Source organism: Hyunsoonleella rubra, assembly GCF_042684665.1.
In the GTDB taxonomy this organism is placed as follows: Bacteria; Bacteroidota; Bacteroidia; order Flavobacteriales; family Flavobacteriaceae; genus Jejuia; species Jejuia rubra.
Genome location: NZ_JBHULY010000005.1, coordinates 115,298 through 140,597, shown reverse-complemented (window position 1 = coordinate 140,597; position 25,300 = coordinate 115,298). Strand labels below are relative to the sequence as shown.

Below are 25,300 nucleotides of genomic sequence, written 5' to 3'. Positions count from 1 at the left end.
TGAAGGATATCAGATTCTAACCGCCTCGCCCTCTTGACTGCCAGTCAAATGCTCTAGCCAGCTGGCTTCATCCCCATGATCTTATTTTAATCCGCTCAACACCAATACAGGGATAGAACTATGAAAATCTTTTTTTAGAATTGTATTCTTTTCCCATTTCTTGGCGAAAAATCCACGTTTACGCCTTACCACACAAAGCATGTCGGGATTATGGGATTGAAAATGTTCTAGTACGCCCTGAAACGTAGTCGCATTTTCAGTTTTGGTCGTCTTTCTAATTACCGAAGACAGCTCTGCTTTTACATCAAAATCACCTTTTTTATGATAGGGGGTTTTTACTAATAATAGATCTACATTAGCTTTGAATTTGGCCTTGATATCCTTTAGGGTTTGCAATACATTGTCCTTTTTAATAATGGCAGATTTTACCGCCATTAAAATATTGGATGGCTCCGAAAATTTGTAACCTTCGGGAACAATCAACGCAGGCACATCCATTTGTTTTATAATTTTTCCTGAAGTTTTTCCCAAGTACACTTCGTCCTTTATTGAAGTTGTTCTTGGTTCAATCAATACTAAATCTGCATCGGTCGCTTTGCAGGCCAGTTCTAAAGTGTCAATTAAATCCCCTTTTAAGCAGTTTACAACCACATCAACGCCCTTTGTATCAATTTTGAAAACCAATTCGTTCAAAAGCCTTAAGCTTTCATGTTCGATGATTTGGTCTACTTTTATCATCGTACCGGCTTTGGTAAACACATTATAAACCTGAACCACAAAAACCTTAGCTCCAAAAGCCTTGGCAAAATCCACTGCATACTGTAGATGGCTAGCCGCATTTTTTGAATTGCCCACAGGAACCAAAATATTCTTCATAACAAAAATTTACAATAAATTTGGGGCAAAAGTAATACATTTTAATGATTCGAATTGCAGTACAGCCCGACATTGATCACATCTTAGAGATGACCAAAGCATGCACCGCACACTTGATTTCGCAGCGCATTTTCCAGTGGAATGAAAGCTATCCAAACGGCAAAGCCTTTGAAAAAGACATCGAGCACAACGCCTGTTATGTTTTTGAGGTTGAAAAAAGAATTATTGGCTGTATCACGATATCAACTTTTATGGATGAAGTCTATCTCCCTATAAAATGGCTCACTCCAAATGAAAACAATATTTATATCCATCGATTGGCGGTTCATCCAAGATTTCAAGGGAAAGGCTATGCCCAAAAATTGATTCAGTTTGCCGAGAAATTCGCCATAGAAAACGGCTATACTTCCATAAGATTAGATACCTTTTCGCTGAACAAAAGAAACCAAAAGTTTTACGAACTTCGTGGCTACAAAAAATTGGAGGATGTCTACTTTCTAAAGCAAAGCGAACACCCTTTTCATTGTTACGAACTTGTCCTGTGAATACTGACATCAGCTTAAAACAAATTAACAAACTGGCCATTCCGGCATTGATTTCAGGTATATCGGAACCTATTTTGTCGATTACCGATACAGCCATCGTTGGGAACATTGAAACCAACGCGGTTGAATCTTTGGCAGCCGTCGGAATTGTTGGCACCTTTCTGTCCATGCTTATTTGGATATTGGGCCAAACCCGCAGTGCAATTTCGGCCATCGTTTCCCAGTACTTGGGTGCAGATAACTTAAGTGCCGTTAAAAACCTGCCGGCGCAGGCTATTTTTATTGTCACCTCATTAAGTATTTTAATTATTATAGGCACTTACCCTTTTGCCTACCAAATTTTTAAGCTATACAATGCCTCCGACCTCATATTGGACTACAGCGTTTTGTATTATAAAATTCGGGTATTTGGTTTTCCGTTCACCCTATTCACCATTGCCGTTTTTGGAACCTTTAGAGGGTTGCAAAACACCTATCACCCTATGATTATTGCTATTATTGGGGCGGTAACCAATATAATTTTAGACTTTGTTTTGGTTTACGGAATTACAGGATTTATTGAACCCATGAATATAGAGGGCGCCGCCTACGCCAGTGTTATTGCCCAAATCTTGATGGCGTTATTTTCAGCATATTTCCTATTGAAAAAAACAAGTATTCCGCTTATTCCAACCTTCCCGTTTAATAAAGAAATATGGCACTTCATTATTATGATTGTCAATTTGTTTATCAGAACACTGGCCCTTAATATCACCCTATATTTTGCCACTAGATTTGCAACCGGGTATGGCAAAAACTACATCGCCGCCTATACTATTGCCATCAATCTGTGGTTTTTGGGTGCATTTATTATCGATGGTTATTCTGGTGCCGGTAATATTATGTCTGGAAAACTGTTCGGTGCAAAAAATTACAGGGATTTAGTAAATCTCAACAAAAAGCTAATTTGGATAGGACTCATGGTCGGTCTCGTCCTCACTTTGGTTGGCTTCATTATTTATAAGCCCATTGGTATCCTTTTCACCAAAGAACCTGAAGTTTTAGAACGCTTTTACAACGTATTTTGGATAGTGCTTATAATGCAACCCATCTGCGCCATAGCCTTTATTTTTGACGGTGTTTTTAAAGGACTTGGTAAAATGGCAACCCTCCGAAATGTGCTATTGCTGGCTACGTTTTTAGTTTTCATCCCCATACTTTACGGTTTGGATTATGCAGATTTAAAACTTGACGGTATCTTTATCGCACTCACATTTTGGATGATCGCCCGTGCATTCCCTTTACTTATCATTTTCCGAAAACAGTTTAATCCACTCGTCAAAAACAATTAACTTTGCGCCATGATTTTTGGTCTGCAACAAATACCGGACATTGAAGAAAAACTAAAAAACGCCCCCGACAGCGGTTACGAAATCGGGGTGCTCATCGGTGCCATGTTGCCCGTTGCGGTACTTATAGGTATTGCCTATTTAATTTATTATTACAACAAAAAACGCCAAGAATAACCCATGGATATTCTCAACTTTTTAGGGGGCAACGGCCTCTTTTTGCTCCTCGCCCTCGTACTAATTATCGTCTATATTGTCAATCGAAAACGCAGAAGATAGTATATTTGCCTATCAATATTTCGCAAATGAGCAACATCCGCATCACCAAACAATTTTCCTTTGAGACCGGCCACGCCCTTTGGGGCTACGATGGCAAGTGCAAAAACGTTCACGGCCACAGCTACCGCCTCGATGTTACGGTTATAGGCAAGCCCATCTCCGACACCAGCAACGTAAAATACGGGATGGTCATCGACTTTGGTGACCTGAAAAAAATCGTAAAAGAGGAAATCGTCAATGTTTTCGACCACGCCACGGTATTCAACCAAAACACCCCACATGTTGAACTGGCCAGGGAACTCGAATCCCGAGGGCACAATATTTTACTGGTGGATTACCAGCCCACCAGCGAAATGATGGTCATCGATTTTGCCAAGAAAATCAAAGCGCGCCTCCCCGAAAATATCAAACTGCATTCCCTAAAGCTCCAGGAAACCGCCACCAGTTTTGCAGAGTGGTTTGCTTATGATCAAGATTAATTTTTTTGGCGCTACCACAAGGGTCGGGCTTTCACTACTCAATCCCTCCTGCGTCGGGGATTTCAAACATTCAGCCTGCGCTGAGCGCAGTCGAAGCGTTCAATCCCTAGCGCTACCCACCCCTAGCCCCTCCAAGGAGGGGAACGCCACTCTATCTCAATAAACACAGGAAAAAAAGAAACCAGCGGAAAGTAAAGTCCTAAGTTCCGACATAGTAGGAATCATCAATCTGCAGAAATAAGGAGTGATGGGATGGAGGTGCGAGACGAAGTTTCAACCACAGAATTCCTAAAACGAATGGTGCCTTGGCAATTTCCTCAGATTGATATGATTTTTTTGTTCGTTTTGCATCAAGGCAAAATGAACATATCAATGAAAATGAGATTCCTTCCCGATAGCTAACGGGATTCGCAGGAATATGTATATTTACACCATGCAAATACCCAAAGGCAAAAAGATATATTTCGCATCGGACAACCACTTGGGTGCCCCAACGCGGGAAGCCTCCCTACCCCGAGAAAAAAAATTCGTGGCTTGGCTGGATGAGGTCAAAAAAGATGCTGCAGTAATTTTCCTTTTAGGCGATTTGTTCGACTTTTGGATGGAATACCGGAGAGTCGTACCAAAAGGCTTTACACGAACTTTAGGCAAACTGGCCGAAATTTCAGATTCAGGCATCCCCATCCACTATTTTGTGGGCAATCACGATTTGTGGATGGACGGCTATTTTGAAGAAGAGCTCAACATTCCCGTGTACCACAAACCCAAGGAATTCACCTTTAACAACAAAACCTTTTTTATTGGCCACGGCGACGGGTTGGGCCCAGGCGACAAAGGCTATAAGCGCATGAAAAAGGTATTTACAAACCCATTATGCAAATGGCTGTTTAAACGTTTGTTGCACCCAGATTTTGGCATGCGCCTAGGGCATTATATGTCGGTAAAAAATAAATTGATTTCTGGGGATGAGGATGCCAAATTCTTGGGAGAGGATAACGAATGGCTCGTGCAATACTGCCACCGAAAACTGGAAGACAAGCATCGCGACTACTTCATATTCGGCCACAGACACCTTCCCTTGGATATAGATTTAGGTCAGAATTCCATATACATCAATCTCGGCGATTGGATCCATTATTTTACCTATGGGGTTTTTGATGGTGAGACTTTGGAGTTGAAGGAGTATAAATCCTAATCTATTTGTCATTTCGAACAGAGTGAGAAATCTCATTTAGAAAAAATTTCCATTAATAGTGAGATGTCTCAATCGTACCCCAGTTTGACATGACAGAGTGCGTTTTTCACTCCACCTCACTAGCCTCAATATCTTCTCTCAAATCCAACTCCCTTAACACTGGATTTTTAACCCCGATAACAAATACCGTCAACAAGGTCATTGAGCCTCCAAAAATCACGGCCCCAACCGGCCCAATAAGTTTCGCCGCCAACCCGCTCTCAAAAGCACCCAATTCATTGGATGATCCCACAAACATGGAATTAACAGAGGACACACGACCACGCATATCATCAGGCGTTTTCAATTGTAAAATTGTTTGACGAATCACCATGGAAATCCCATCGGCCGCACCACTGATAAACAGCATCAATACACTTACCCAAAAGATATTGGATAACCCAAAACCGATAATACTCACTCCAAAAATAAACACAGCAATCAGCATTTTTTTTCCGGTATTTCTGCTTATTGGAATGTATGTTGTGGCAAACATCGTTAAAATACTTCCCAAAGAAATTGAGGCATTCATAATGCCAAAGCCTTCACTACCCACATGCAACACATCCTGTGCAAACACCGACAAAATAGCAACAGTGCCTCCAAACAGCACAGCAATCATATCCAAGGTCAAAGCGCCCAAAATGGCTTTATTTTGAAATACGAAACGTACGCCAACTTTTAAACTCTCCTTTACAGGTTCGCCAATTTTTGTATTCAGAATTGGTTTCTTTTTGATGAAAAACACCAAACAAAAAGAGATGACAACCAAGAAAAACACAACGCACAACGTTGCAGCAACTCCAATCCAACTGATAGCAAAACCTCCAAAAAGTGCACCCAAAACAGCGGCGGTTTTCCAAGTACTAGTACTCCAAGTGGCGGCATTGGGATATATTTTCTTTGGGACAATTAGCGCTACCAATGAAAAGATAATGGGTCCGAAAAAGGATCGTAGAAATCCTCCAAAAAACACCAATGCGTATATACAGTATAAAATATTGCGGGTGGACCAGTCGCCTACAATTCTATCAGAAGTCAATAAAAATAGGCCTAAGCTAATCAGAGAAAAGGTCGCAATACAAATGGCGAATAAATTTCGTTTTTCTTTTTGGTCCACAATATGCCCGGCAAACAGTGCCATCATAAACGCCGGGATGATTTCCATCAAGCCAATAATTCCTAGAGATAACGGGTCCTTTGTCAAGCTATACACCTGCCACTCAATCACAATAAATTGCATGGACCATCCAAACACCAAAAACAGACGCAACACTAAAAAAATGTTGAATTCCTTTATGCGAAGTGCGGCGTAAGGGTCAGTTTTTGGCATGGCTAAGGTTTAACATCCCGAAGTTTCAATTGCAACGATACATTCCCTCTCCATTCATTTTCATCAATAGAATACACCGCCTTGAATGGTTTTTTATCTGAAATCAAATCGAATTTGTCTCCTATTCCAAAACCGATACCTACAAAACTGTCCGAATCTGGTTGTGATGCCGTAAATCTTAAATGCGTTTTATCTGCGCCAACACATTTGCCGTTGCCGGTATCCTTAAGATTTTCAGTCATAAACACAGGAGTCATATTATTCGGTCCATAAGGGGCAAACTGCTTCAGGATTCTGTAAAATTTTGGGGTGATGTCCTTTAAATCAATTTGCTTGTCAATCTTTATTTCTGGAGTTAGCAAGTTCCTGTCAATGGTTTTGGAAACCACATTCTCAAAAGCTTTTTTAAAGGCTTCGTAATTTTCCTCTTTTAGAGTCAACCCTGCTGCATATTTGTGACCTCCGAATTGTTCAATGTATTCTTTACAGGCATCCAAGGCATTGTAAACGTCAAAGCCCCTAACCGAACGTGCCGAAGCGGATAACTTCTCCCCGCTTTTTGTAAATACCAAAGTCGGCCGATAATAGGTTTCCGTCAAGCGGGAAGCCACAATACCAATAACGCCTTTGTGCCAACCTTCGTCGTACACAACAGTTGTCATTCTTTCCTGTTCATTCAGTTCTTCTATCTGTTGCAATGCTGCCTCTGTAATCTCTTTATCCGTAGCACGTCTTTCCAAATTGTAAGCATCGATGGCCACAGCGTGTTCTTTGGCTTCCTCGTATTCCTCATCCGCTAAAAGCGCCACGGCAAAATTTCCGTGCTCCATGCGACCTGCGGCATTGATTCTTGGCGCAATGATAAAAACCACATCCGTTATGGTCAATTCCTGCTTTTCAACTTGGTCGATAATAGCCTTTATGCCCGGTCGTGGATTAGTATTGATGACGTGCAGTCCGAAATAGGCCAACACCCTATTTTCCCCATCAATAGGTACGATATCCGCCCCAATGGCCGTGGCCACCAAATCCAGGTATTGAATTAAATCCTCTGCAGTTTCCCCATCCTTTTGAGCTAACGCCTGGGTTAATTTAAACCCAACACCACAACCGCATAATTCTTTATACGGGTATTCGCAATCCTCTCTTTTTGGGTCCAAAACCGCCTCTGCCTCCGGAATCTTTTCACCAGGTCTGTGATGGTCACAAATGATAAAATCGATGCCCAAGGATTTTGCATAGGCCACTTTATCGATGGCTTTGATACCGCAATCCAAAGCAATTATCAATGTGAAATCGTTTTCCAATGCAAAATGGATGCCTTTTTTGGACACGCCGTAGCCCTCATCATAGCGATTGGGAATGTATGTGTAAACCAACTGATGTTTTGTTTTTAGGTAGGTAGACATCAAGGCAACTGCTGTTGTGCCATCCACATCATAGTCGCCATACACCAAAATATTTTCTTTGTTTGCAATTGCTTTTTCGATGCGTTCCACTGCCTTATCCATATCTTTCATCAGAAATGGGTCGTGCAAATGACTTAAGCTCGGTCGGAAAAATGCCTTAGCTTCATCGTAAGTTTCTATCCCGCGTTGCACCAAAAGGTCGGCAATCGTTTCATCCACTTGAAGGACCTCTTGCAGATGTTTTACTTTGTTTTGGTCAGGTTTGGGTTTTAGCGTCCAGCGCATCTAAAAAATTTTGAGTTAAAAGTACTTAAAGTGCCTAAAGTGAAAAAATCAATTAAACTTTAAAGGCTTGAGACACTTGTAATTTTAGGCACTTTGATCATGAAAAAAGGTCTTAACATCAACCTCAGCAAACTGACGGAACATTTCCATGACGCCACAATATTTTTCAACGGACAGGTCCACAGCGCGCTGTAATTTCTTTTCGTGAAGATTATTGCCATAAAAGTGAAAATGCATGGCGACCTTATCGTAATATTTTGGATGTTCCTCTGTTAAATTCGCATCAATTTCAATAGTGAAGTCGTCTACATCCAATTTCATTTTTTTGATCAAAGCCGCAACATCCAGTCCTGAACAACCCGCTAGACCAGAAAGCATCAAAGCCTTAGGGCGGTACCCCTCGCTTTTACCCCCGTTATCTTCACCAGCATCTATAAACAAACTATGGCCTGATGGATTGGTACTTTCAAACCGCATTTCACCCAGCCATTTTGTAGAAATTTTAACCCCCATTCTTCAAAATATTTTTTGTTAATTGTAGGGTCAAAAATAGTGATTTATGCCTTTAGTAACACCATTATCTCCCGAGCACGATTTAGAAACCAAGGAATTGGCCAAATTCTTTAATGAAACTCTGGGTTTTTGCCCGAATTCGGTTTTGACCATGCAACGCCGTCCAGCCATAAGCAAGGCTTTCATTAATTTGAACAAAGCGGTTATGGCTAATGAGGGGCGTGTCACCTCTGCCTTAAAACGGATGATTGCTTGGGTATCCAGCAATGCCACGGGATGTCGCTATTGCCAGGCGCATGCCATTCGTGCTGCGGAGCGTTACGGGGCGGAACAGGAGCAACTGGATAATATTTGGAAATACAGAACCCATCCTGCCTTTAGTGAGGCAGAACGCGCCGCTTTAGATTTTAGTTTGGCAGCCTCTCAAATACCAAATGCTGTGGATGAAAACATTAAAAATCGTTTATACGAATATTGGAATGAGGGTGAAATCGTAGAAATGCTCGGCGTGATTTCCTTATTTGGGTATCTAAACCGCTGGAACGATTCTATGGGAACTTCTATTGAAGATCGTGCAGTTGAAAGTGGTGAGCAGTATTTGGGGAAACATGGTTGGGAGAAAGGAAAACATGTTTAGATTTACGAATTACGATTTTTGATTGACGATTTCTGTTATTCCTGTGTGTCACCCTGAGGGCTGTGGAAGGGGAGGCAGGAATCTAGAGTTTTAGAACGCTTAGCTTTTAGGTAAACTAGATTGTAACCTCCTCGGAAATGGGGAGGTTTTTTGTTGCAACAATCAATAAGTGTTCCCATCAAAACCAAGTAACCAATTCTGGTTTCACCAATTTAAGAGAAACTACTGAAATCTTTATTTTTATCAATCTCTTTTCTAAATTTCAATAAATATATTTGATTAAACATCATAAAATCAATGGTTTACATAAATGTAAAAAAACCAATTTTTATGTCCTAGTTTAAAATCTTCATTTTCATGATGTTTGTAAAGCAAATTTTAACAAAGTAATTTCATGTCTTAAACCAATCCAAGAGACTGATTTATTTTAGGCCTTAAGAACAAAAATTATGGAATCTTCTCTTATAAAAATATTAGCAATAGGGCTCTTTCTACTATTATTAGTTATTTTAATTTATATAGATAATCGTAAAAAAGAGGAACATGAAATTAACGTTTTAAATAATCTAAAGGGACAGAGCTCAAAGAAAATTATTGCCCAAGCGAAATATAAAAAAGAATCAAACCCGAAAAAGCATAAAAAGGTGAAGAATTTTATTGACTACTTTAAAATGTTATTTACTCTTTTCTGAAGCTCCGGCAACACCTCAACCTCAAACCAAGGATTCTTGGTCAACCAAAACCGATTTCGAGGCGAAGGATGCGGTAACGGCAAATATTTAGGCAAATATTCCTGATGATTTTTAACGGTTTCCGTCAATGTCTTTTTCGCATGCTTTCCCAAATAATAGTTTTGGGCATACATTCCAATTAAAAGGACTAGTTCTACATTTTTAAAAGCATCAAATAATGGTTTGTGCCACTGCGGAGCACATTCTGGCCGTGGCGGTAAATCGCCCGATTTTCCTTTGCCAGGGTAGCAAAACCCCATGGGAATGATGGCAAATTTCGTTTCATCATAAAAGTCTTCATAAGATACATTTAACCACTTTCGCAATTGCTTCCCAGAGGCGTCGTCCCAAGGAATTCCCGAGGCATGTACTTTTGTGCCTGGGGCTTGACCTATAATGACGATTTTGGAATTGGGGTGAGCGGATACCACTGGACGTGGGCCTAAAGGCAAATGTGCTTTACAAATGGTGCATTGTTTTATGTTTTGTAAAAGGTTTTTCATTTAATGTGATGAGATTCGGAAACAACCCCTTCGACTGCACTTCGACTTTGCTCAGTGACCACGCTCAGGGTGACATGAATTACTTTTTACCCCCAACCACAACCACAATTTCCCCCTTGGGCGGTTTATTTGAATAATATTCCAAAATCTCTTTTGCAGTACCTCTAACAGTTTCCTCATAAAGCTTGGTCAACTCACGAGAGACAGAAACAGGTCGGTCTTCCCCAAAATATTCGCAAAAATGGCCCAGGGTTTTTACCAATTTATGTGGGCTTTCGTAAAAAATCATGGTACGGGTTTCTTCTGCTAAAAGTAATAGTCGTGTTTGTCTGCCTTTCTTTACCGGCAAAAAGCCTTCAAATACAAACTTATCATTGGGCAAACCCGAATTGACCAACGCCGGAACAAAGGCCGTCGCTCCTGGCAAACACTCCACTTCAATATCATTTTCGATACAGGCACGCGACAATAAAAACCCAGGGTCTGATATGGCAGGCGTTCCCGCATCGCTAATTAAAGCTATTGAGGTGCCAGCTTTTAATTTTTGCAAAATTCCCTCCACTGTTTTATGCTCATTGTGCATATGGTGGGACTGCATCGGTGTGGTAATCTCAAAATGCTTTAGCAATTTCCCAGAGGTACGGGTATCCTCAGCAAGTATTAAATCTACTGCTTTTAAAACTTCAACGGCTCTAAACGTTATATCTTTTAAATTCCCTATTGGAGTTGGTACTATAAAGAGTTTACTCATCTAAGTTTTTAATCTAAATTAGGTAAAGATACAGACTTATAAAGTTCTTGCCCTTTTACAGTTAAATAAGGGAATATGGATTGATAAATGGTTTCTGAATATTCATTAACAGATGCTTTTGTGACTTTTCCCTTTTTTACAACTACTGAAGACATCCAAAAATCACTTAAAATCTGAAAACGTTTAAAAAGATTATTGTACTCATTTGAAAATAAAGGCTTTCGGATAAGTCCCTTATCAATCAGTATTTCAATCATACCTAAAAATTCCGTTTCTCTTTGTTTGATCAACTTTTGATAATGGATTTTAATTTTTTTGTGCGCTCGCATTATCAAAACAAAATCCAATAAGAAAAAATGATATTTATAAAACGTAAGCATGATGGTTCGAGTAGTGAGAAAAACTCCCTCCAAAGGGTTGTTAGGTTTTATACTATTTGCAATAGCTTCGTTAATACCTTCAACAATTTCAAAATACAGTGCTTCAACAATATCTTCACGCCTTTTAAAATGATAGTTTAAATTCCCTTGACTAATCCCAATTGTTTGTGCTATAGTCCTGAGAGTAACCTTAGCCATGCCCTGTGAATTAAATAAATCTAAAGCTGTTGATAGAATTTTATCCTTGGTTTTCCCCATGTTTCAAATATATTGAAATTAGTAAGTTTGACCTAATTAATAAAAAATTAGTACATTTGACCTAATTTTAAACTAAAAAAAAAGTTCTGATGGTAATAAAAACCGAACACTGTCCCAACACAGCCGGCATTAAACAATCGTTTTCGCAAATAGATTTTACAGATACATTTTCAACTACAAATCACACAGATTCCTTAGATACAATAGCGCATCTAATTTTTGGAAGCATGCCCAAATGGGTTGAGTTTTTAATGGGTTTGCGCAATGCGATAGTGAGTGTATTTGGATTAAAAACCGAAATGGATAAAAACTTTAGTCCAAATTTCAAGCCTGGCGAAAAAATGGGATTCATTAAAATTATTAGTGTTGAAGACAATGAGATTATGCTTGGGGCCGATGACAAACATTTAGACTTTAGAGTGAGTGTTTTCAATTCAGAAGAAAACCAAAATAACATTAAAGTAACCACTTTGGTTAAATACAATAATTTATTTGGAAAGATTTACATGGCTATAATTAGACCGTTTCACGTAATTATTGTAAAACAAATGGTAAAGCGAGCTTATAAGCAATGAATGGAAAAGTAACTTTTTTAACTAAACTTAGCTTCAATAATTTGTATCAATCGCTCTTCCAACTCTTCTTTGCCCTCCCAATTGTTGTAATCAGGCTTGACCATAGCTTCGAGAAATCGCGTAGCATCTTCGAAAGATTGCGTCGTGTTCAATTGGGAAATCACGCGGTCGTAATCAGCATTGTTTCCATCAAAAAGGTGCTTGATAAAGGCTATCTTATCATTCAGTCCAATGTTGAGTCCACCTCTTTTTATGCTATCGTTTAGGGATTTTTTTTCCTGTCCGTTTTGATGTTGTGTTTTTGAAACAGGCTCAAAAACAGGCATATCCTTAAATCCTGAAGTCAACTCCTCCAAATCATTTTTATGGTATTTGTCCTTGGCAACCACAGATTCAATAATGTCATCCACCTCTTCTTGAGACACCTCGTCATCTTCTGTTTCAGGCATCAGCTCCACCATATCCCTAATCTTGTTCATCACGGGCTCGGAAATCTCGTCGTCCTCAACATCGTCCAGGTTGATGTAGATTTTATCCTCAACTTCAATATTGTCGCTTATCTTTTTATTGAAGGCCGAATCAATCATCCCATAAAACGAGGAATCTTCACCAATTACTGGCAGTTCATCATCAAAATTTTCATAGGCAAATTTTAATACCGATAATTTTTCATAAAGCACACGGGCCTCATCGTGCAACCTGTTCACGTCCCCCCTTCCCTTCAATTTTAGAATTCTATGGGCAATGCTCATCAGCTCGGATTCCAACTTCTTCTTCATCACTTTATAATTTTAAAAATTAATGTGCTTTAGACTTTTGATTTTAATAAATTTACGCCACCTTTATATAAAACGGGCGGTGCCGTCGATTTAGTGTTAAAATTACAAAATGTTTCTCGAAAATACTGTAAATCATAAAGAACAATTTGGATGGATTGAAGTCATCTGCGGTTCGATGTTTTCGGGAAAAACCGAGGAATTGATTCGCCGTTTAAAACGCGCTCAGATTGCAAGGCAAAAGGTAGAGATTTTTAAACCGGCCATTGATGTGCGTTATGATGAGGACAAAGTGGTGTCGCACGATGCCAATGAAATCCGCTCTACGCCTGTACCTGCGGCGGCCAATATTCCGATTCTTGCCGATGGATGTGACGTGGTAGGCATTGACGAAGCACAGTTTTTTGATGATGAAATCGTTCGTGTGTGCAACGATTTGGCCAATAAAGGCGTACGCGTGATTGTTGCAGGTCTGGACATGGATTACAAAGGCAATCCGTTTGGACCCATGCCCAATTTAATGGCTACCGCTGAATACGTTACCAAAGTGCATGCGGTTTGTGTGAGAACTGGGAATTTGGCCCAATACAGTTACCGCAAAGCGAATAGCGACAACATTGTGCTTTTGGGTGAAGAGGAAGAGTACGAACCGTTGAGCCGAGCGGCGTTTTATAAATCCATGATGCGCGATAAAATTAGACATATGAAGGTGAAAGATGCTGAAGAAGTGACTCCTAAACAAAAGAAATCCGATGCCTAAAGCGCAAGAAACCGTTCTTGAAATTGACCTGAACGCCCTAAAACACAATTTTGAGTATTTAAAATCCAAACTTCAAAACGGCACCAAGTTTTTAGCAGTGGTTAAGGCATTTGCCTATGGAAATGATGCCGAGGAAATTGCCAAATATCTTCAGGATTTGAAGGTGGATTATTTTGCTGTGGCCTATGCAAATGAAGGCGTGGCACTGCGAAAAGCGGGTATTACCGCTCCGATTATGGTCTTGCATACCTTGGCCGTAAACTGTGATATCATTATTGAAAACTGCTTAGAACCGAATCTTTACAACGCCAAGATTTTAAATGAGTTTATCGCCGTTGCCACTGAAAAGCAACAAAAAGATTATCCCGTTCATATCAAATTTAATACTGGGTTGAACCGTTTGGGTTTTTGGGAAAAGGATGTGGATTACGTAGTTGACAAAGTAAAGGAAACATCTACCGTTAAAGTGAAATCCATTTTTTCGCATTTGGCCGCAAGTGAGGATTTGGATGAAAAAGCATTTACTTTGGGTCAGATTGAAAATTTTAAAGCGATTTCTGAAAACTTCTCAAAAACCATTGGCTATCAACCTTGGTTGCATATGTGCAATACCTCGGGGGTATTAAATTACCCGGAGGCCCACTTTGATATGGTGCGCCCGGGTATTGGACTTTACGGTTTTGGGAATTCTGAAAAGGAAAGTACTCATTTAAAACCCATCGCGAGTTTAAAAACGGTGATTTCCCAAATTCATAATATTGAAAAAGGCGAATCGGTGGGCTATAACCGCGCTTACAAAAGTAATGCATCATTTACCAAAACGGCTACTTTGCCGATTGGTCATGCCGATGGTCTCAGCAGGATTTACGGAAACGGTAAAGGCTTTGTGACCATTAATGGCAAAAGAGCTCCCATTATTGGTAATACATGTATGGACATGATTATGGTCAATATCACGGATATTGAGTGCAAGGAGGGAGATGAAGTTATCGTTTTTGATGGGAAAACCACTTCAGCAGAAACTTTGGCTGAAAGTGCTGGTACAATTTCTTATGAATTGATTACTTCTATTTCGCAACGGGTGAAACGAATCATAAAGAGGCCCTAAGCCCCACCTAGCCTCCCCAAAGGGGAGGAAATGAGCACTTAATAGGTACCAATCTTTGCGCAGTTATTCGGCTTTATCCTTTCGTTTTTCTTTGAAAAAAAGAATTAATCCGTATATGGAAAAAAGCAGTCCCGTAAATAAAACAATCCATTTTAAAAGAACTTGGGAATAGTTAATAAACTTATTAGAAAAGAGAACAACTATCCCAATAAGCAAATAGTAATTCCAATATTTAAAGTTTTTCATTTTTTTAGATTGTCAATATATGTTAGAAATCTAACGTACTGATTAGAATCCCTCCCCCTTTGGGGAGGCTAGGAGGGGCTATTCTCTCTAATCCTCTTATAGATTTTATAGCCCAGCATAATTAATATGCCCAAAACCACCATGCCTATGAGGCCCCAAACCCAGTTGATGGCACTTTTTAAAATGACCAAAAACACCACGGCGAAGAGGATAAAAGTGGCACCCTCGTTCCAAAGGCGCATAAAACTAGAGGTTTTCTTTACCACGTCGTTTTGCAATTGTTTGAAATACTGATGGGTTTTTAAGTGATAAATGAACAGTAAAAGCACGAAGGTTAATTTGACTTGCATCCATGCTTCCTCCAGCCAAAACGGCTGTAATATGAGCAACCAAATGGCGAAAATGGTGGATAGCACAGCCGAGGGCCAAGTGATGATGTACCACAGGCGTTTGGCCATAAGCTTCAGTTGCTTGCCTAAAATTTCCTTCTCTGGTGAGGGTTTGTGGAAGGCTTCGATTTGATACACAAAAAGCCTTGGGATATAGAAAAGCCCTGCAAACCAAGTGATCACAAAAATGAGGTGAAATGCTTTGATGTAGGGGTAATATTCCATAAAATTATGTGGTTTCCAGTGCTTCGGTTTCGGGTTTCAAGTTCTTAATAATTTCTCTATTTAGAAAATATCCGGTAACGATTGTGGCCAAAATATCGGCAATTGGAAACGCGATCCAAACACCTAACTCGCCCATAAATTTAGGTAAAATCAGAATTAGGGGGATAAAGAAAAAGCCTTGCCGTGTAAGGGTAAGCAGTAATGCTGGAATAGCTTTCCCTATGGCCTGAAAATAGGCGGCCCCGATTAACTGCAATGCAATAATTGGGGTGGCAGCGAATACCCAGCGCATGGCGGATGGGGTTTCTTCAACCACTTGGGCATCCGTGGTAAACAGTTTTGTAATGGGTTCCGGGAAAATCATCAGTAGGACAAAAACCAACGTTGCCAATCCTGCGGCATATTTGATGGCGGTATAGATAGACTGCTTTACCCGTTCTTTTTGATTGGCACCATAATTATAGCCTGCTATAGGTAAAAATCCTTGGGTAATACCATACACGGGAAATAGGGCAAACATCAACATTCTGCCAACGATGGCATAAGCGGTGACCGAGGTTTCACCACCCAAATCGAACAAAATATTATTCATAAACAGATAAGTGATACTCACTACGGCCTGTCTTGCCAGCGTTACAAAACCCAATGCACCAATTTCTGAAACTATCGGTTTATTTAAACCGAAGTGGCATTTGGCTATTTTCAATTCGGAATTTGGGGACATAAAGAACCAAAGGATAAAGGCAAAGCACAGCAAGTACCCACCGGTAGTGGCCCAGGCGGCCCCTGCCATCCCCATGTCCAAAACGTTGATTAAAATATAGTCCAACAAGAGATTGCTGACGGAGGGAATGACCATGGCGTACATAGCAAATTTGGGCTTGCCCTCCGCCCGAATCACCGTATTGCCCATCATGCAAAGCGCCAAGAACGGCACGCCATACAGCACGATGGTATAGTAAATTTTGGCTGGTTCAAAAATGTTGCCTTTCCCCCCGAATGCAGGAATGATAGCGTCCACAAACCACAGTCCAACTGCGACCAAAGAGACGGTAAGCAATAGCGTTAAGGTAATTTGATTTCCAAACGTTTTCAGTGCTTTTCTAGGGTTTTCAGCTCCCAAAGCCCTTGAAATAATGGACGATCCACCAATGCCAATCGCCATGCCCAAGGCGGCAATAAAGAACGAAACTGGCAATACCACATTAATAGCTGCAATGGCTGTAGCTCCAATCCAATTTCCCACGAAAATAGTATCCACCAAAATATTGAGGGACATCACCAAAATACCGATGGACGCAGGCACAGCTTGTTTTACCAAAAGCTTGCCAATAGGCTGTGTTCCTAAATCTTGTGAGGAAATTTTAGCCATTAAACTGTTGCCGAGGTTTCAGCTGTTGCCCATTCGTTAGCCATATTTGCTATAACTTGTGCAAAATCATCGCGTTCGTTTAAGCATGGAATCACGGTAAACTCTTTTCCTCCCACTTCATGGAAAATCTCTTCGCCCTCCATGGCAATTTCTTCAAGTGTTTCCAAACAATCACTAACGAATGCCGGTGTTACAATAGCCATTTTTTTAATACCGGCTTTACCCATGCGTTCAATGGTGCGGTCTGTGTATGGTTGCAACCATGGGTCGAAACCTAATCTGGATTGAAATGTAGTGGAATAGGTACCATTTTTTAAACCTAGCTTCTTAGCAACATTTACCGTGGTAATCTCACATTGGTGGCGGTAGCAAAATTCGTGTTGCTTACTGCCTTTTTTAAAGCAACATCGACCATCCATTTTGCAGTTGCCGTTGGTAATATCGCTTTTGCGGATATGCCGTTCGGGAACTCCATGGTAGCTAAATAAAATATGCTCATAATCCAGACTTTCAAGTGATTCTGCAATACTTTTTGAAAGCACATTGATATAATCCTGCCTGTTATAAAATGCTGGGGTTCGGGTAATTTTAACCTGAGGAAAGTGCTCGGCAACCAATTCGTCCACTTTTACATCGATGGTTTCGGTAGTTGCCATGGCAAACTGCGGGTACAATGGTACCGTTTTTATTTCAGTACACCCTTTATCCACCAATTCCTGAAGTCCATTTTTTATGGTCATACTTCCGTATCGCATGGCCAGTGCCACAGGATAGTCCAGTTTTTCCTGCACTTTTTCCTGCAATCGTTCAGAAAGCACAATTAACGGGGAACCTTCTTCCCACCAAATTTTTTGATATGCTTTTGCCGAGGCTTTAGGTCGCGTATTTAATATAATACCTTTAACGAGCAAGGTTCTTGCCCAAAGGGGCACATCGATGACCCTTTCATCCATTAAAAATTCGCCTAAATATTTTTTGACATCCTTGGGTTTCGGGCTGTCCGGTGAACCCAAATTAACTAGTAGAATTCCTTTTTGCATAGTACGCTTTTCGTTTTGCAAAAATACGATAGAAATTTAAAATGGCTTCTTACCGGCCACAAAATACTACTGGAACATTAGGACTTCTATAGCCTTTAAGGATATTACTCAAATTAAGGGCAAAATCATAATAATGGTACAACCTGTAACATTTGCGCTATGAAGGACCATAGCACTTCTATGGTGAACGATTTTATTCCGAAATCAAGGAATACACCATAGATTTAACAACGCGTAAGCACAATGTGAAAATTACCTCTAACAGATTTAGCTCTGTTTGTGGTACAAAACAGGACGGTTTTCGGACGGATTGCAATCCTGAAAAATACCGCATGAGGTGTTTAATTTTGCTAAAGATTTAGTTTGTACGTGCTTGGATAAGGCTTCAATTTCCGGGGTTAGAAATTTCATGATTTCAACGTTTTGGGGTTAAACATTTGTCTAATATAAACAAAAATGCTTACAAATCGTTAAGCCATGGACATAATGTATTTTTTTGGCGTTGTACCGTATTTCTTTTTGAAAGCCGCGATAAAGTGACTGGACGTGCTGTATCCCACTTTATGCCCAACCTCATTAACATTGTGTTCGCCTGATTCCAATAGCTTTCGAGCTACTTCCATTTTGTAATCAAATAAAAAGCTGAATACCGAATCCCCATAAATTTGCTTAAATCCTTCTTTCAATTTTTTAATGTTCAATCCAATCTCGTCAGCTAGTTCCTGTAAACTTGGAGGTTCAGCCATTCGGGAGACCACAATATCCTTAGCTTTCCTGATTTTGATAACATTGGCCTCATCTACCAAAAACGGACATTGCTCAATATCGGCGTCTTCACTTCGGTTAAAATACAAACTCAACAGTTCGTAGGCTTTTCCTTTAAAGTATAATTGCTTAATCGATGTATTCAAATTAAAATTGATAAGCTGGTTCAAAACGATAGCCATCGATGGTGAAATAACCCCATCTTTGTAATACTTTTTATCCTTGTTTTCAGAATTTAAAAATGAAATATAATCGGCCTCTTGTGAAAAAAGGCTATGGAATTTCTTTATGGAAATCAAAATGGAAACAATCCAAGAATTTGGTTCTACTTGAAGATCAATGGGTAGTTCGCGTTGCGGATTGTAAAGCAACAATGAGTTTTCTTCATGAATGTCCAATGCATAGCGGCCTTGATTGAATACAAACTTTGTCCCGCCCTTGATACAGAAGTGAAATTGAATAAAACTGCTATCTATTTCTTTTGCAACACTTTTAACGATACTTTCGTCATTTTTAAAGGTCAAAATCAAAAAGCCATCATCAACTTTTGTTTCCTCAAAAGTACTTCTAGCGATACTTTTTATTTTGTTTTTTTCGTGCATTTTTTAGTTTTATTTAGAATAGTTCTAAATTAAAGGCTTCAAAACTGCCAATTACACTACAAAAATATGACATTTATCATATTTTATTTGCAAATCACTGTAAAAAACCACAAACGATATTAAAAGTTCTTTCAGCGTTATTTTTTTGCTACCATTCCAATTACATTTGTTTCGCAATTTCAGGTAGAGTAATGCACAAATACAATATTAGCAAGAGCAGTTCCTTTTACGCCATCGGTTTAAGTTACAAAAAAGCCGATGCTGATATACGCGGTCGTTTTAGTTTGGACGATGAGTCTAAGCATGCTTTATTGCAGGAAGCCAAAGACAACGGTATTGAAAGCTTGATTGTGACTTCCACCTGTAACCGCACCGAAATTTATGGTTTTGCCCAGCACCCTTTTCAATTGATTGAATTGCTTTGCGACAATACCAATGGTACCGTTGAAGAGTTTCGTGATGTGGCCTACGTGTATAAAAACAAGGAAGCCATTGCGCACATGTTTCGTGTGGGCTCAGGATTAGACAGCCAGATTTTGGGCGACTTCGAAATAATAAGTCAGCTGAAAGGGAGCAGTAAGCTATCGCGAAAGTATGGTTTACTGAATCATTTTTCCGAGCGTTTGGTGAATGCTGTGATTCAAGCAAGCAAACGTATCAAAACCGAAACCAATATTTCCTCAGGGGCCACATCGGTATCCTTTGCCTCTGTTCAGTATATTTTCAGAAATGTGGAGGACGTATCGAACAAGGATATTTTATTGTTTGGTACCGGTAAAATTGGCAGAAACACCTGTGAAAACTTAGTAAAACATACCGAAAACGAACATATCACTCTAATAAACCGCACCAAGGACAAAGCCGAGCAAATCGCCGGAAAGTTCAATTTGGTGGTTAAGGATTATGCCAATTTACAGGAGGAAATCAGTACTTCCGATATTTTGATTGTGGCCACCGGAGCACATCGCCCAACAATAGACAAGCATATCATTCAAACGAAAAAACCGCTTTTGATTTTGGACCTTTCCATTCCAAAGAACGTCAACGAAAATGTTCAAGAATTGGACAACGTGTCTTTGGTACATTTGGATCACTTGTCTAAAATCACTGATGAAACTTTAGAAAACCGAAAGGCCGATATTCCACTGGCCGAAGCCATTATTGAGGAGGTTAAAGCCGAGTTTAATAGCTGGTTGGAAACCCGAAAGTTTGCGCCCACCATAAAAGCCTTAAAACATAAATTGACGGATTTTGCCACTGCGGAATTGGATACCCAACGTAAAAAAAATGCCGATTTCAACGAAGCTCAAGCTGAATTGATCAGCACCAAAATCATTCAAAAAATTACCAATCATTTTGCGCATCATTTAAAGGATGATGATGTTTCTACAGATGATAGCCTGGAACTGATTAAAAAAGTGTTCCAATTAGAACCTACCCCAAAAAATGTCTAAAACCATCCGAATTGGTACGCGCGATAGTGAATTGGCGTTGTGGCAGGCCAATATTGTTAAAACTCAACTTGAAAATTTAGGGCATCAAACGGAACTCGTTCCCGTAAAATCCACAGGCGATCTGGTTTTGGACAAACCACTTTATGAGCTTGGTATCACAGGTATTTTTACGCGTACTTTGGATATTGCGATGCTCAATCACGACATTGATATCGCCGTGCATTCCTTAAAAGATGTGCCAACAATTTTACCAAAAGGCATTGTTCAGGCTGCAGTATTGAAACGGGGCAATGTTAACGACACCCTTGTTTTTAAGAATAATGAAGAATTCCTTGGAGCCAAAGATGCGGTGATTGCCACTGGCAGTTTACGGAGAAAAGCCCAATGGCTGAACCGTTATCCTACGCATACCATTGAAGATTTGCGTGGTAATGTGAATTCGCGTTTGCAAAAACTCGCGGATAACGACCATTGGAACGGGGCCATTTTTGCTGCTGCAGGTATTGGCAGAATCGGTATTCGACCTGAAGAGGCTATAAATCTCGATTGGATGGTACCCGCGCCGGCACAAGGTGCTATTATGATTACTGCGCTTGGTGAGGACAACTTTATTTTGGAAGCCTGTGCCGAACTCAATCACGAGGAAACTGAAATTTGTACGACCATCGAGCGTAAATTTTTAAATCGATTAGAGGGTGGTTGCACTGCCCCGATTGGTGCTTTGGCACGAATAAAGGATGAAGAAGTTCAATTTAAAGGTGTGCTATTAAGCAAGGATGGCTCTAAAAAAATACAGGTAGAGCGCACCGAAAAATTAGGCAAGCATGAAGACTTGGCTGTTTTCTGTGCTGACTATATTATTGAACGTGGTGGCAAGCGTTTAATGGATGAGATTAAGTTCACCAACAAGGTGACCAATGTGGTTTCCACAAAAACCTTGAGCGAGGACCAATTAAAATTGTTTCATGAAAAGGTGGTCGCCAAAAGCGATGATTTTATCAAAATTAGTTTGAATCGCATTCGTCCGCAGATATTTAAATCTGAGATTGAAAACGTCATCATCACCAGCAAAAATGCAGTTGAAGCTTTGATCACCAACTATTCGGCAGTTGAGCTACAATTCAAAAACATATACTGCGTTGGCCGCCGAACTAAACGCCTCGTTGAGAATAAAATTGGCAAGGTGAAGTATGCCGCTAAAAACGCAAAAGCATTAGCCGAATATTTAGTGGAGTACATTGAAGGCACAGAGGTAACCTATTTTTGCAGTGATATCCGATTGGATGCATTGCCAACGATTTTAAGCGAAAACCATATTACGGTAAACGAAGTGGAGGCCTACCAAACTAAATATGACGGTTTTGAAGTGGAAAGTTCTATTGAAGGGGTAATGTTTTATAGCCCTTCAACTGTAGAGAGTTTTACAAGAAAAAACAAAAACGAAGTAATCGCCTTTTGTATTGGGGAAACTACAGCAAAAGAGGCTCGACGCCATTTTAAAGATGTGAGAGTTGCTAAAGTTCCAACTGTGGAGAGCGTGATTGAGTTGGTGAATGCGCATTATGTTTGATAGCTTTTAGCCATCGGCTCCTAGCTGTTAGCACCACTGCTGCGCATAAGTATGTTGAACGCTAAAGGCTAAGAGGCAAAAGCTGTAATTATGAGGGATTTTAGAAAGTTGGATATTTGGAAGAATGGAATTGAGCTTGTAAAACAGGTTTATCAATTATCTGATAAATTACCTTCCGATGAAAAGTTCGGTTTACGAAGTCAGTTAACTAGAGCATCTGTTTCTGTGCCCTCAAATATTGCCGAAGGCCGTAGCAGAAATAGTGAAGTTGAATTCAAACGCTTTCTTGAAATCGCAATGGGTTCACTTTTCGAAATTGAAACACAATTGATTATCGCGTAAGGATTAAATTTCATAAAAGAAGAAAAACTCGAAACCATTTTTTCTTTAATTCAAAAAGAAGCAAAAATGATAAATAGTTTAATTAGTAAAATAAAAAATAGCTGATATCCCTGAGCTAATAGCTAAAGGCTAACAGCCAAAAGCCAGTTATGAAAAACGATTTATTTTTAAGAGCATTAAAAGGCGAAACCGTTGACCGTCCTCCGGTGTGGATGATGCGCCAAGCGGGACGTTATTTGCCAGAATTCATGGAAATTAAGGCGAAGTACGATTTCTTTACCCGTTGCCAAACACCGGAATTGGCCAGTGAAATTACGGTACAACCCATTCGACGTTACGGCATGGACGCCGCCATTTTGTTCAGTGATATTTTGGTGATTCCACAGGCGATGAACATCGAAGTGCAGATGAAACCCAATTTTGGGCCCTACTTGCCTAATCCTGTGCGTACCTCAAAAGATGTGAACAATGCCATAGTTCCGGATGTTAAGGAAGCTTTGGATTATGTATATCAAGCCATAAAAGCGACAAAGGAAAAATTGAACGATGAAATTCCTTTGATTGGTTTTGCAGGTTCACCATGGACGATTTTATGTTATTGTGTACAAGGCCAAGGCAGTAAAAACTTTGATAAGGCGAAGGCATTCTGCTTTACCAACCCGGTTGCTGCGCATCAAATGCTTCAAAAAATAACAGATACTACCATTGCCTATCTCAAGGAAAAGGTAAAAGCAGGTGTAAATGCCGTTCAGGTATTCGATTCCTGGGGAGGTATGTTGTCACCAACGGATTATCAGGAATTTTCGTGGCAATATATTAATCAAATCATTGAAGCCTTAAAAGACGATGCGCCGGTAATTGCCTTCGGAAAAGGCTGTTGGTTTGCCCTTGGTGAGATGGCCAAAAGTGGTGCTTCGGCGTTGGGTGTAGACTGGACCTGTTCGCCAAAAAATGCACGTTATCTTACTGGAGGCAACATCACCCTACAGGGTAACTTTGATCCATCACGCTTATTGTCCCCACCCGAAACCATCAAAAAAATGGTACACCAAATGATTGATGAATTCGGCAAGGATAAATATATAGTGAATCTAGGCCATGGTATTTTGCCAAACATTCCATTGGAAAATGCTAAAGCTTTTATTGACGCGGTAAAGGAATATAATATGTAGCAATATGCCCAAACCATTTCAGCAATTAGCCAAAAAATATGTGCTTCTAAAAAAAGGATGGAGCCCACAACAAAACTTATTTTACGGGTTTTTTACATACATTATTTTAGGTTTTATATTGCTGAGTTTACCATGGTTTCAAAAGGAGAGTGCCACATTATTGGATCATTTATTTATTGCTACTTCAGCAGTTTCTACTACAGGCTTGGTGACGGTTTCTATTTTTGATACCTATAACTTCTTTGGGCAATTCATCATTATGACGCTCATCCAGCTTGGCGGTATTGGTTATCTCACCTTTACAACCTTCATGTTGCTGTCCACTACCCGAAGAATAACCTTATGGCATAAAAAAATATTGTCCGCCGAGTTTACGCTCCCCAAAACCATAAGAATTAGGGATTTTATAAAATCGGTTATTCTTTTCACATTAATAATGGAATTCATTGGTGCCATACTATTCTTTATTGCCTTTAAAGGCAAAGGAATGCCTGTTTGGGATGCCATTTGGTCATCAATTTTTCATAGTGTGAGCACATTTTGCACTGCTGGTTTCAGCCTGTTTAACAATAGTTTTATAGACTATGCCGATGACCACTTTATCACATTTATTATTTCGATGTTGGCCATCTGCGGGTCAATGGGGTTTATTGTTATAACCGATTTTGGACTTTGGGTAAAACAAAAGTCGCATAAATTAAGTTTCACTACTAAAATCATACTTTGGGGCTTTCTAATTTTACTCACCTTTGGCACCATATTTTTCTATTTTTTTGAGCCAAGTATTGTTGCATTATCGGGTAGTTCGCGCTTTTTAACTTCCTTCTTTCAAACTATGACCGCGATGACAACCGTTGGATTCAATACGGTTGATTTTGGACTATTCTCCCAAGCAATGATGTTGGTTTGTATCTTTTTGATGTATATTGGCGCTTCGCCCTCTGGTACGGCAGGAGGAATTAAAATTACCACATTAACAGCGGTTTTCGCGATTTTAAAAAGTCAATTAAAAGGCCGAAAAAACATTACGTTTTTAGGCAGGATTATCCCATATGAGCGACTATATGTAGCTACGTCAGCTTTTATTTTTTATACCATAATTATTTTAATTGGCACATTTTTGATAACGATTACCAACGATTTCAAATTTGAAAATATTCTTTTTGAAGTCGCCTCGGCACTAGGGACGGTAGGCATAAGTACAGGAATAACCGGCGATATCAATGTATTTGGGAAACTTGTCATTATAATGCTAATGTTTATTGGACGTTTGGGGGTTCTAACTTTCGGATTGGCTATTTGGTCCAAAACGAATCAGGAAGAAAATCTGAATGTTTTAAAAGAGGATATTGCTGTTTAAACT

General features: G+C 39.8%; 27 protein-coding genes. 14 read left to right on the top strand and 13 right to left on the bottom strand.

The features are described from left to right. Nucleotides 1-81 precede the first annotated feature (81 nt). Complete coding sequence (locus ACFSR8_RS01515; protein ID WP_380288345.1) at nt 82-876, bottom strand: universal stress protein; 795 nt, start codon at nt 874-876, stop codon at nt 82-84. A gap of 44 nt (nt 877-920) precedes the next feature. Here ACFSR8_RS01515 and ACFSR8_RS01510 point away from each other — a divergent pair, with 44 nt between their 5' ends. From ACFSR8_RS01510 to ACFSR8_RS01490, 5 genes are all read left to right on the top strand, one after another. Then, nucleotides 921-1,421: a GNAT family N-acetyltransferase gene (locus ACFSR8_RS01510; protein ID WP_380288343.1), complete on the top strand. Its 501-nt coding sequence runs from the start codon at nt 921-923 to the stop codon at nt 1,419-1,421. Next, nucleotides 1,418-2,752, top strand: coding sequence for an MATE family efflux transporter (locus tag ACFSR8_RS01505; protein WP_380288340.1), 1,335 nt, complete (start codon nt 1,418-1,420; stop codon nt 2,750-2,752). The genes ACFSR8_RS01510 and ACFSR8_RS01505 overlap by 4 nt, the downstream gene beginning before the upstream one ends. Nucleotides 2,753-2,761: 9 nt before the next feature. Beyond that, the gene (locus ACFSR8_RS01500; protein WP_186561207.1) at nt 2,762-2,926 is read left to right on the top strand and encodes a hypothetical protein; all 165 of its coding nucleotides are present in this window, start codon (nt 2,762-2,764) and stop codon (nt 2,924-2,926) included. Between the two features lie 128 nt (nt 2,927-3,054). Next, complete coding sequence (locus ACFSR8_RS01495; protein ID WP_380288337.1) at nt 3,055-3,507, top strand: 6-pyruvoyl trahydropterin synthase family protein; 453 nt, start codon at nt 3,055-3,057, stop codon at nt 3,505-3,507. A 433-nt stretch (nt 3,508-3,940) separates the two neighbouring features. Continuing rightward, entirely contained in the window at nt 3,941-4,702 is a 762-nt protein-coding gene (locus tag ACFSR8_RS01490) for a UDP-2,3-diacylglucosamine diphosphatase (protein WP_380288335.1), read from the top strand. A 106-nt stretch (nt 4,703-4,808) separates the two neighbouring features. On the opposite strand, the gene ACFSR8_RS01485 is transcribed toward ACFSR8_RS01490, so the two are convergent. The 3 genes from ACFSR8_RS01485 to ACFSR8_RS01475 form a co-directional block, all read right to left on the bottom strand. Beyond that, nucleotides 4,809-6,074 carry an MFS transporter gene (locus ACFSR8_RS01485; RefSeq protein ID WP_380288333.1) on the bottom strand — a complete coding sequence of 422 codons (1,266 nt, stop codon included), beginning with the start codon at nt 6,072-6,074 and terminating at the stop codon, nt 4,809-4,811. A 2-nt stretch (nt 6,075-6,076) separates the two neighbouring features. Further along, entirely contained in the window at nt 6,077-7,768 is a 1,692-nt protein-coding gene (gene recJ / locus ACFSR8_RS01480) for a single-stranded-DNA-specific exonuclease RecJ (protein WP_380288331.1), read from the bottom strand. Nucleotides 7,769-7,852: 84 nt separating this feature from the next. After that, nucleotides 7,853-8,281: an OsmC family protein gene (locus ACFSR8_RS01475; RefSeq protein WP_380288329.1), complete on the bottom strand. Its 429-nt coding sequence runs from the start codon at nt 8,279-8,281 to the stop codon at nt 7,853-7,855. Between the two features lie 46 nt (nt 8,282-8,327). On the opposite strand from ACFSR8_RS01475, the gene ACFSR8_RS01470 reads away from it, so the two are divergent. Then, the gene (locus ACFSR8_RS01470; RefSeq protein ID WP_380288327.1) at nt 8,328-8,918 is read left to right on the top strand and encodes a carboxymuconolactone decarboxylase family protein; all 591 of its coding nucleotides are present in this window, start codon (nt 8,328-8,330) and stop codon (nt 8,916-8,918) included. A gap of 661 nt (nt 8,919-9,579) precedes the next feature. Here the strand turns inward: ACFSR8_RS01470 and ACFSR8_RS01465 are convergent. From ACFSR8_RS01465 to ACFSR8_RS01455, 3 genes are all read right to left on the bottom strand, one after another. Next, nucleotides 9,580-10,152, bottom strand: a complete 573-nt coding sequence (locus tag ACFSR8_RS01465) for a uracil-DNA glycosylase family protein (protein ID WP_380288325.1) — start codon at nt 10,150-10,152, stop codon at nt 9,580-9,582. 79 nt (nt 10,153-10,231) lie between these two features. Continuing rightward, nucleotides 10,232-10,903, bottom strand: coding sequence for a 16S rRNA (cytidine(1402)-2'-O)-methyltransferase (gene rsmI, locus ACFSR8_RS01460; protein WP_380288323.1), 672 nt, complete (start codon nt 10,901-10,903; stop codon nt 10,232-10,234). Between the two features lie 8 nt (nt 10,904-10,911). After that, nucleotides 10,912-11,541 carry a TetR/AcrR family transcriptional regulator gene (locus ACFSR8_RS01455; protein WP_380288321.1) on the bottom strand — a complete coding sequence of 210 codons (630 nt, stop codon included), beginning with the start codon at nt 11,539-11,541 and terminating at the stop codon, nt 10,912-10,914. 89 nt (nt 11,542-11,630) lie between these two features. Between ACFSR8_RS01455 and ACFSR8_RS01450 the strand changes: the two genes are divergently transcribed. After that, the gene (locus ACFSR8_RS01450; protein ID WP_380288319.1) at nt 11,631-12,116 is read left to right on the top strand and encodes a DUF2867 domain-containing protein; all 486 of its coding nucleotides are present in this window, start codon (nt 11,631-11,633) and stop codon (nt 12,114-12,116) included. A gap of 17 nt (nt 12,117-12,133) precedes the next feature. Here ACFSR8_RS01450 and ACFSR8_RS01445 read toward each other — a convergent pair whose 3' ends face one another. Next, the gene (locus tag ACFSR8_RS01445; RefSeq protein WP_380288317.1) at nt 12,134-12,895 is read right to left on the bottom strand and encodes a hypothetical protein; all 762 of its coding nucleotides are present in this window, start codon (nt 12,893-12,895) and stop codon (nt 12,134-12,136) included. Nucleotides 12,896-13,004: 109 nt separating this feature from the next. Here ACFSR8_RS01445 and ACFSR8_RS01440 point away from each other — a divergent pair, with 109 nt between their 5' ends. Together ACFSR8_RS01440 and alr are read left to right on the top strand one after the other, a co-directional pair. Then, the gene (locus ACFSR8_RS01440) at nt 13,005-13,652 is read left to right on the top strand and encodes a thymidine kinase (RefSeq protein ID WP_380288315.1); all 648 of its coding nucleotides are present in this window, start codon (nt 13,005-13,007) and stop codon (nt 13,650-13,652) included. After that, nucleotides 13,645-14,760: an alanine racemase gene (alr, locus tag ACFSR8_RS01435; RefSeq protein ID WP_380288313.1), complete on the top strand. Its 1,116-nt coding sequence runs from the start codon at nt 13,645-13,647 to the stop codon at nt 14,758-14,760. The genes ACFSR8_RS01440 and alr overlap by 8 nt, the downstream gene beginning before the upstream one ends. Nucleotides 14,761-15,074: 314 nt before the next feature. Here alr and ACFSR8_RS01430 read toward each other — a convergent pair whose 3' ends face one another. The 5 genes from ACFSR8_RS01430 to ACFSR8_RS01410 all read right to left on the bottom strand — a co-directional run bounded on the left by ACFSR8_RS01430 (nt 15,075) and on the right by ACFSR8_RS01410 (nt 19,399). Continuing rightward, nucleotides 15,075-15,620 (bottom strand): CopD family protein, encoded by a 546-nt coding sequence (locus ACFSR8_RS01430; protein WP_380288311.1) that lies wholly within the window; start codon nt 15,618-15,620, stop codon nt 15,075-15,077. A 4-nt stretch (nt 15,621-15,624) separates the two neighbouring features. After that, nucleotides 15,625-16,992: an MATE family efflux transporter gene (locus tag ACFSR8_RS01425; RefSeq protein WP_380288309.1), complete on the bottom strand. Its 1,368-nt coding sequence runs from the start codon at nt 16,990-16,992 to the stop codon at nt 15,625-15,627. Continuing rightward, complete coding sequence (gene hemH / locus ACFSR8_RS01420; protein WP_380288307.1) at nt 16,992-18,032, bottom strand: ferrochelatase; 1,041 nt, start codon at nt 18,030-18,032, stop codon at nt 16,992-16,994. The genes ACFSR8_RS01425 and hemH overlap by 1 nt, the downstream gene beginning before the upstream one ends. Before the next feature lie 267 nt (nt 18,033-18,299). Beyond that, the gene (locus tag ACFSR8_RS01415) at nt 18,300-18,443 is read right to left on the bottom strand and encodes a hypothetical protein (RefSeq protein WP_380288305.1); all 144 of its coding nucleotides are present in this window, start codon (nt 18,441-18,443) and stop codon (nt 18,300-18,302) included. Nucleotides 18,444-18,502: 59 nt separating this feature from the next. Then, nucleotides 18,503-19,399: a helix-turn-helix transcriptional regulator gene (locus ACFSR8_RS01410; protein WP_380288303.1), complete on the bottom strand. Its 897-nt coding sequence runs from the start codon at nt 19,397-19,399 to the stop codon at nt 18,503-18,505. Nucleotides 19,400-19,590: 191 nt separating this feature from the next. Here ACFSR8_RS01410 and hemA point away from each other — a divergent pair, with 191 nt between their 5' ends. The 5 genes from hemA (at nt 19,591) to ACFSR8_RS01385 (ending at nt 25,297) form a co-directional block, all read left to right on the top strand. Next, the gene (gene hemA / locus ACFSR8_RS01405; RefSeq protein ID WP_380288301.1) at nt 19,591-20,853 is read left to right on the top strand and encodes a glutamyl-tRNA reductase; all 1,263 of its coding nucleotides are present in this window, start codon (nt 19,591-19,593) and stop codon (nt 20,851-20,853) included. Then, nucleotides 20,846-22,423 carry a hydroxymethylbilane synthase gene (gene hemC / locus ACFSR8_RS01400; RefSeq protein ID WP_380288299.1) on the top strand — a complete coding sequence of 526 codons (1,578 nt, stop codon included), beginning with the start codon at nt 20,846-20,848 and terminating at the stop codon, nt 22,421-22,423. Before hemA ends, hemC begins: the two co-directional genes overlap by 8 nt. A gap of 90 nt (nt 22,424-22,513) precedes the next feature. Beyond that, entirely contained in the window at nt 22,514-22,765 is a 252-nt protein-coding gene (locus ACFSR8_RS01395; RefSeq protein ID WP_380288297.1) for a four helix bundle protein, read from the top strand. A gap of 149 nt (nt 22,766-22,914) precedes the next feature. After that, nucleotides 22,915-23,937, top strand: coding sequence for a uroporphyrinogen decarboxylase (hemE, locus tag ACFSR8_RS01390; RefSeq protein ID WP_380288295.1), 1,023 nt, complete (start codon nt 22,915-22,917; stop codon nt 23,935-23,937). A gap of 4 nt (nt 23,938-23,941) precedes the next feature. Beyond that, the gene (locus tag ACFSR8_RS01385; protein ID WP_380288293.1) at nt 23,942-25,297 is read left to right on the top strand and encodes a TrkH family potassium uptake protein; all 1,356 of its coding nucleotides are present in this window, start codon (nt 23,942-23,944) and stop codon (nt 25,295-25,297) included. Nucleotides 25,298-25,300: the final 3 nt, after the last annotated feature.

Coding starts and splice junctions, on each gene's coding strand:
- ACFSR8_RS01515 (WP_380288345.1), bottom strand. CDS start 876: ATGAAGAATATTTTGGTTCCTGTGGGCAATTCAAAAAATGCGGCTAGC.
- ACFSR8_RS01510 (WP_380288343.1), top strand. CDS start 921: ATGATTCGAATTGCAGTACAGCCCGACATTGATCACATCTTAGAGATG.
- ACFSR8_RS01500 (WP_186561207.1), top strand. CDS start 2,762: ATGATTTTTGGTCTGCAACAAATACCGGACATTGAAGAAAAACTAAAA.
- ACFSR8_RS01495 (WP_380288337.1), top strand. CDS start 3,055: ATGAGCAACATCCGCATCACCAAACAATTTTCCTTTGAGACCGGCCAC.
- ACFSR8_RS01490 (WP_380288335.1), top strand. CDS start 3,941: ATGCAAATACCCAAAGGCAAAAAGATATATTTCGCATCGGACAACCAC.
- ACFSR8_RS01485 (WP_380288333.1), bottom strand. CDS start 6,074: ATGCCAAAAACTGACCCTTACGCCGCACTTCGCATAAAGGAATTCAAC.
- recJ (WP_380288331.1), bottom strand. CDS start 7,768: ATGCGCTGGACGCTAAAACCCAAACCTGACCAAAACAAAGTAAAACAT.
- ACFSR8_RS01475 (WP_380288329.1), bottom strand. CDS start 8,281: ATGGGGGTTAAAATTTCTACAAAATGGCTGGGTGAAATGCGGTTTGAA.
- ACFSR8_RS01470 (WP_380288327.1), top strand. CDS start 8,328: ATGCCTTTAGTAACACCATTATCTCCCGAGCACGATTTAGAAACCAAG.
- ACFSR8_RS01465 (WP_380288325.1), bottom strand. CDS start 10,152: ATGAAAAACCTTTTACAAAACATAAAACAATGCACCATTTGTAAAGCA.
- rsmI (WP_380288323.1), bottom strand. CDS start 10,903: ATGAGTAAACTCTTTATAGTACCAACTCCAATAGGGAATTTAAAAGAT.
- ACFSR8_RS01455 (WP_380288321.1), bottom strand. CDS start 11,541: ATGGGGAAAACCAAGGATAAAATTCTATCAACAGCTTTAGATTTATTT.
- ACFSR8_RS01450 (WP_380288319.1), top strand. CDS start 11,631: ATGGTAATAAAAACCGAACACTGTCCCAACACAGCCGGCATTAAACAA.
- ACFSR8_RS01445 (WP_380288317.1), bottom strand. CDS start 12,895: ATGAAGAAGAAGTTGGAATCCGAGCTGATGAGCATTGCCCATAGAATT.
- ACFSR8_RS01440 (WP_380288315.1), top strand. CDS start 13,005: ATGTTTCTCGAAAATACTGTAAATCATAAAGAACAATTTGGATGGATT.
- alr (WP_380288313.1), top strand. CDS start 13,645: ATGCCTAAAGCGCAAGAAACCGTTCTTGAAATTGACCTGAACGCCCTA.
- ACFSR8_RS01430 (WP_380288311.1), bottom strand. CDS start 15,620: ATGGAATATTACCCCTACATCAAAGCATTTCACCTCATTTTTGTGATC.
- ACFSR8_RS01425 (WP_380288309.1), bottom strand. CDS start 16,992: ATGGCTAAAATTTCCTCACAAGATTTAGGAACACAGCCTATTGGCAAG.
- hemH (WP_380288307.1), bottom strand. CDS start 18,032: ATGCAAAAAGGAATTCTACTAGTTAATTTGGGTTCACCGGACAGCCCG.
- ACFSR8_RS01415 (WP_380288305.1), bottom strand. CDS start 18,443: ATGAAATTTCTAACCCCGGAAATTGAAGCCTTATCCAAGCACGTACAA.
- ACFSR8_RS01410 (WP_380288303.1), bottom strand. CDS start 19,399: ATGCACGAAAAAAACAAAATAAAAAGTATCGCTAGAAGTACTTTTGAG.
- hemA (WP_380288301.1), top strand. CDS start 19,591: ATGCACAAATACAATATTAGCAAGAGCAGTTCCTTTTACGCCATCGGT.
- hemC (WP_380288299.1), top strand. CDS start 20,846: ATGTCTAAAACCATCCGAATTGGTACGCGCGATAGTGAATTGGCGTTG.
- ACFSR8_RS01395 (WP_380288297.1), top strand. CDS start 22,514: ATGAGGGATTTTAGAAAGTTGGATATTTGGAAGAATGGAATTGAGCTT.
- hemE (WP_380288295.1), top strand. CDS start 22,915: ATGAAAAACGATTTATTTTTAAGAGCATTAAAAGGCGAAACCGTTGAC.
- ACFSR8_RS01385 (WP_380288293.1), top strand. CDS start 23,942: ATGCCCAAACCATTTCAGCAATTAGCCAAAAAATATGTGCTTCTAAAA.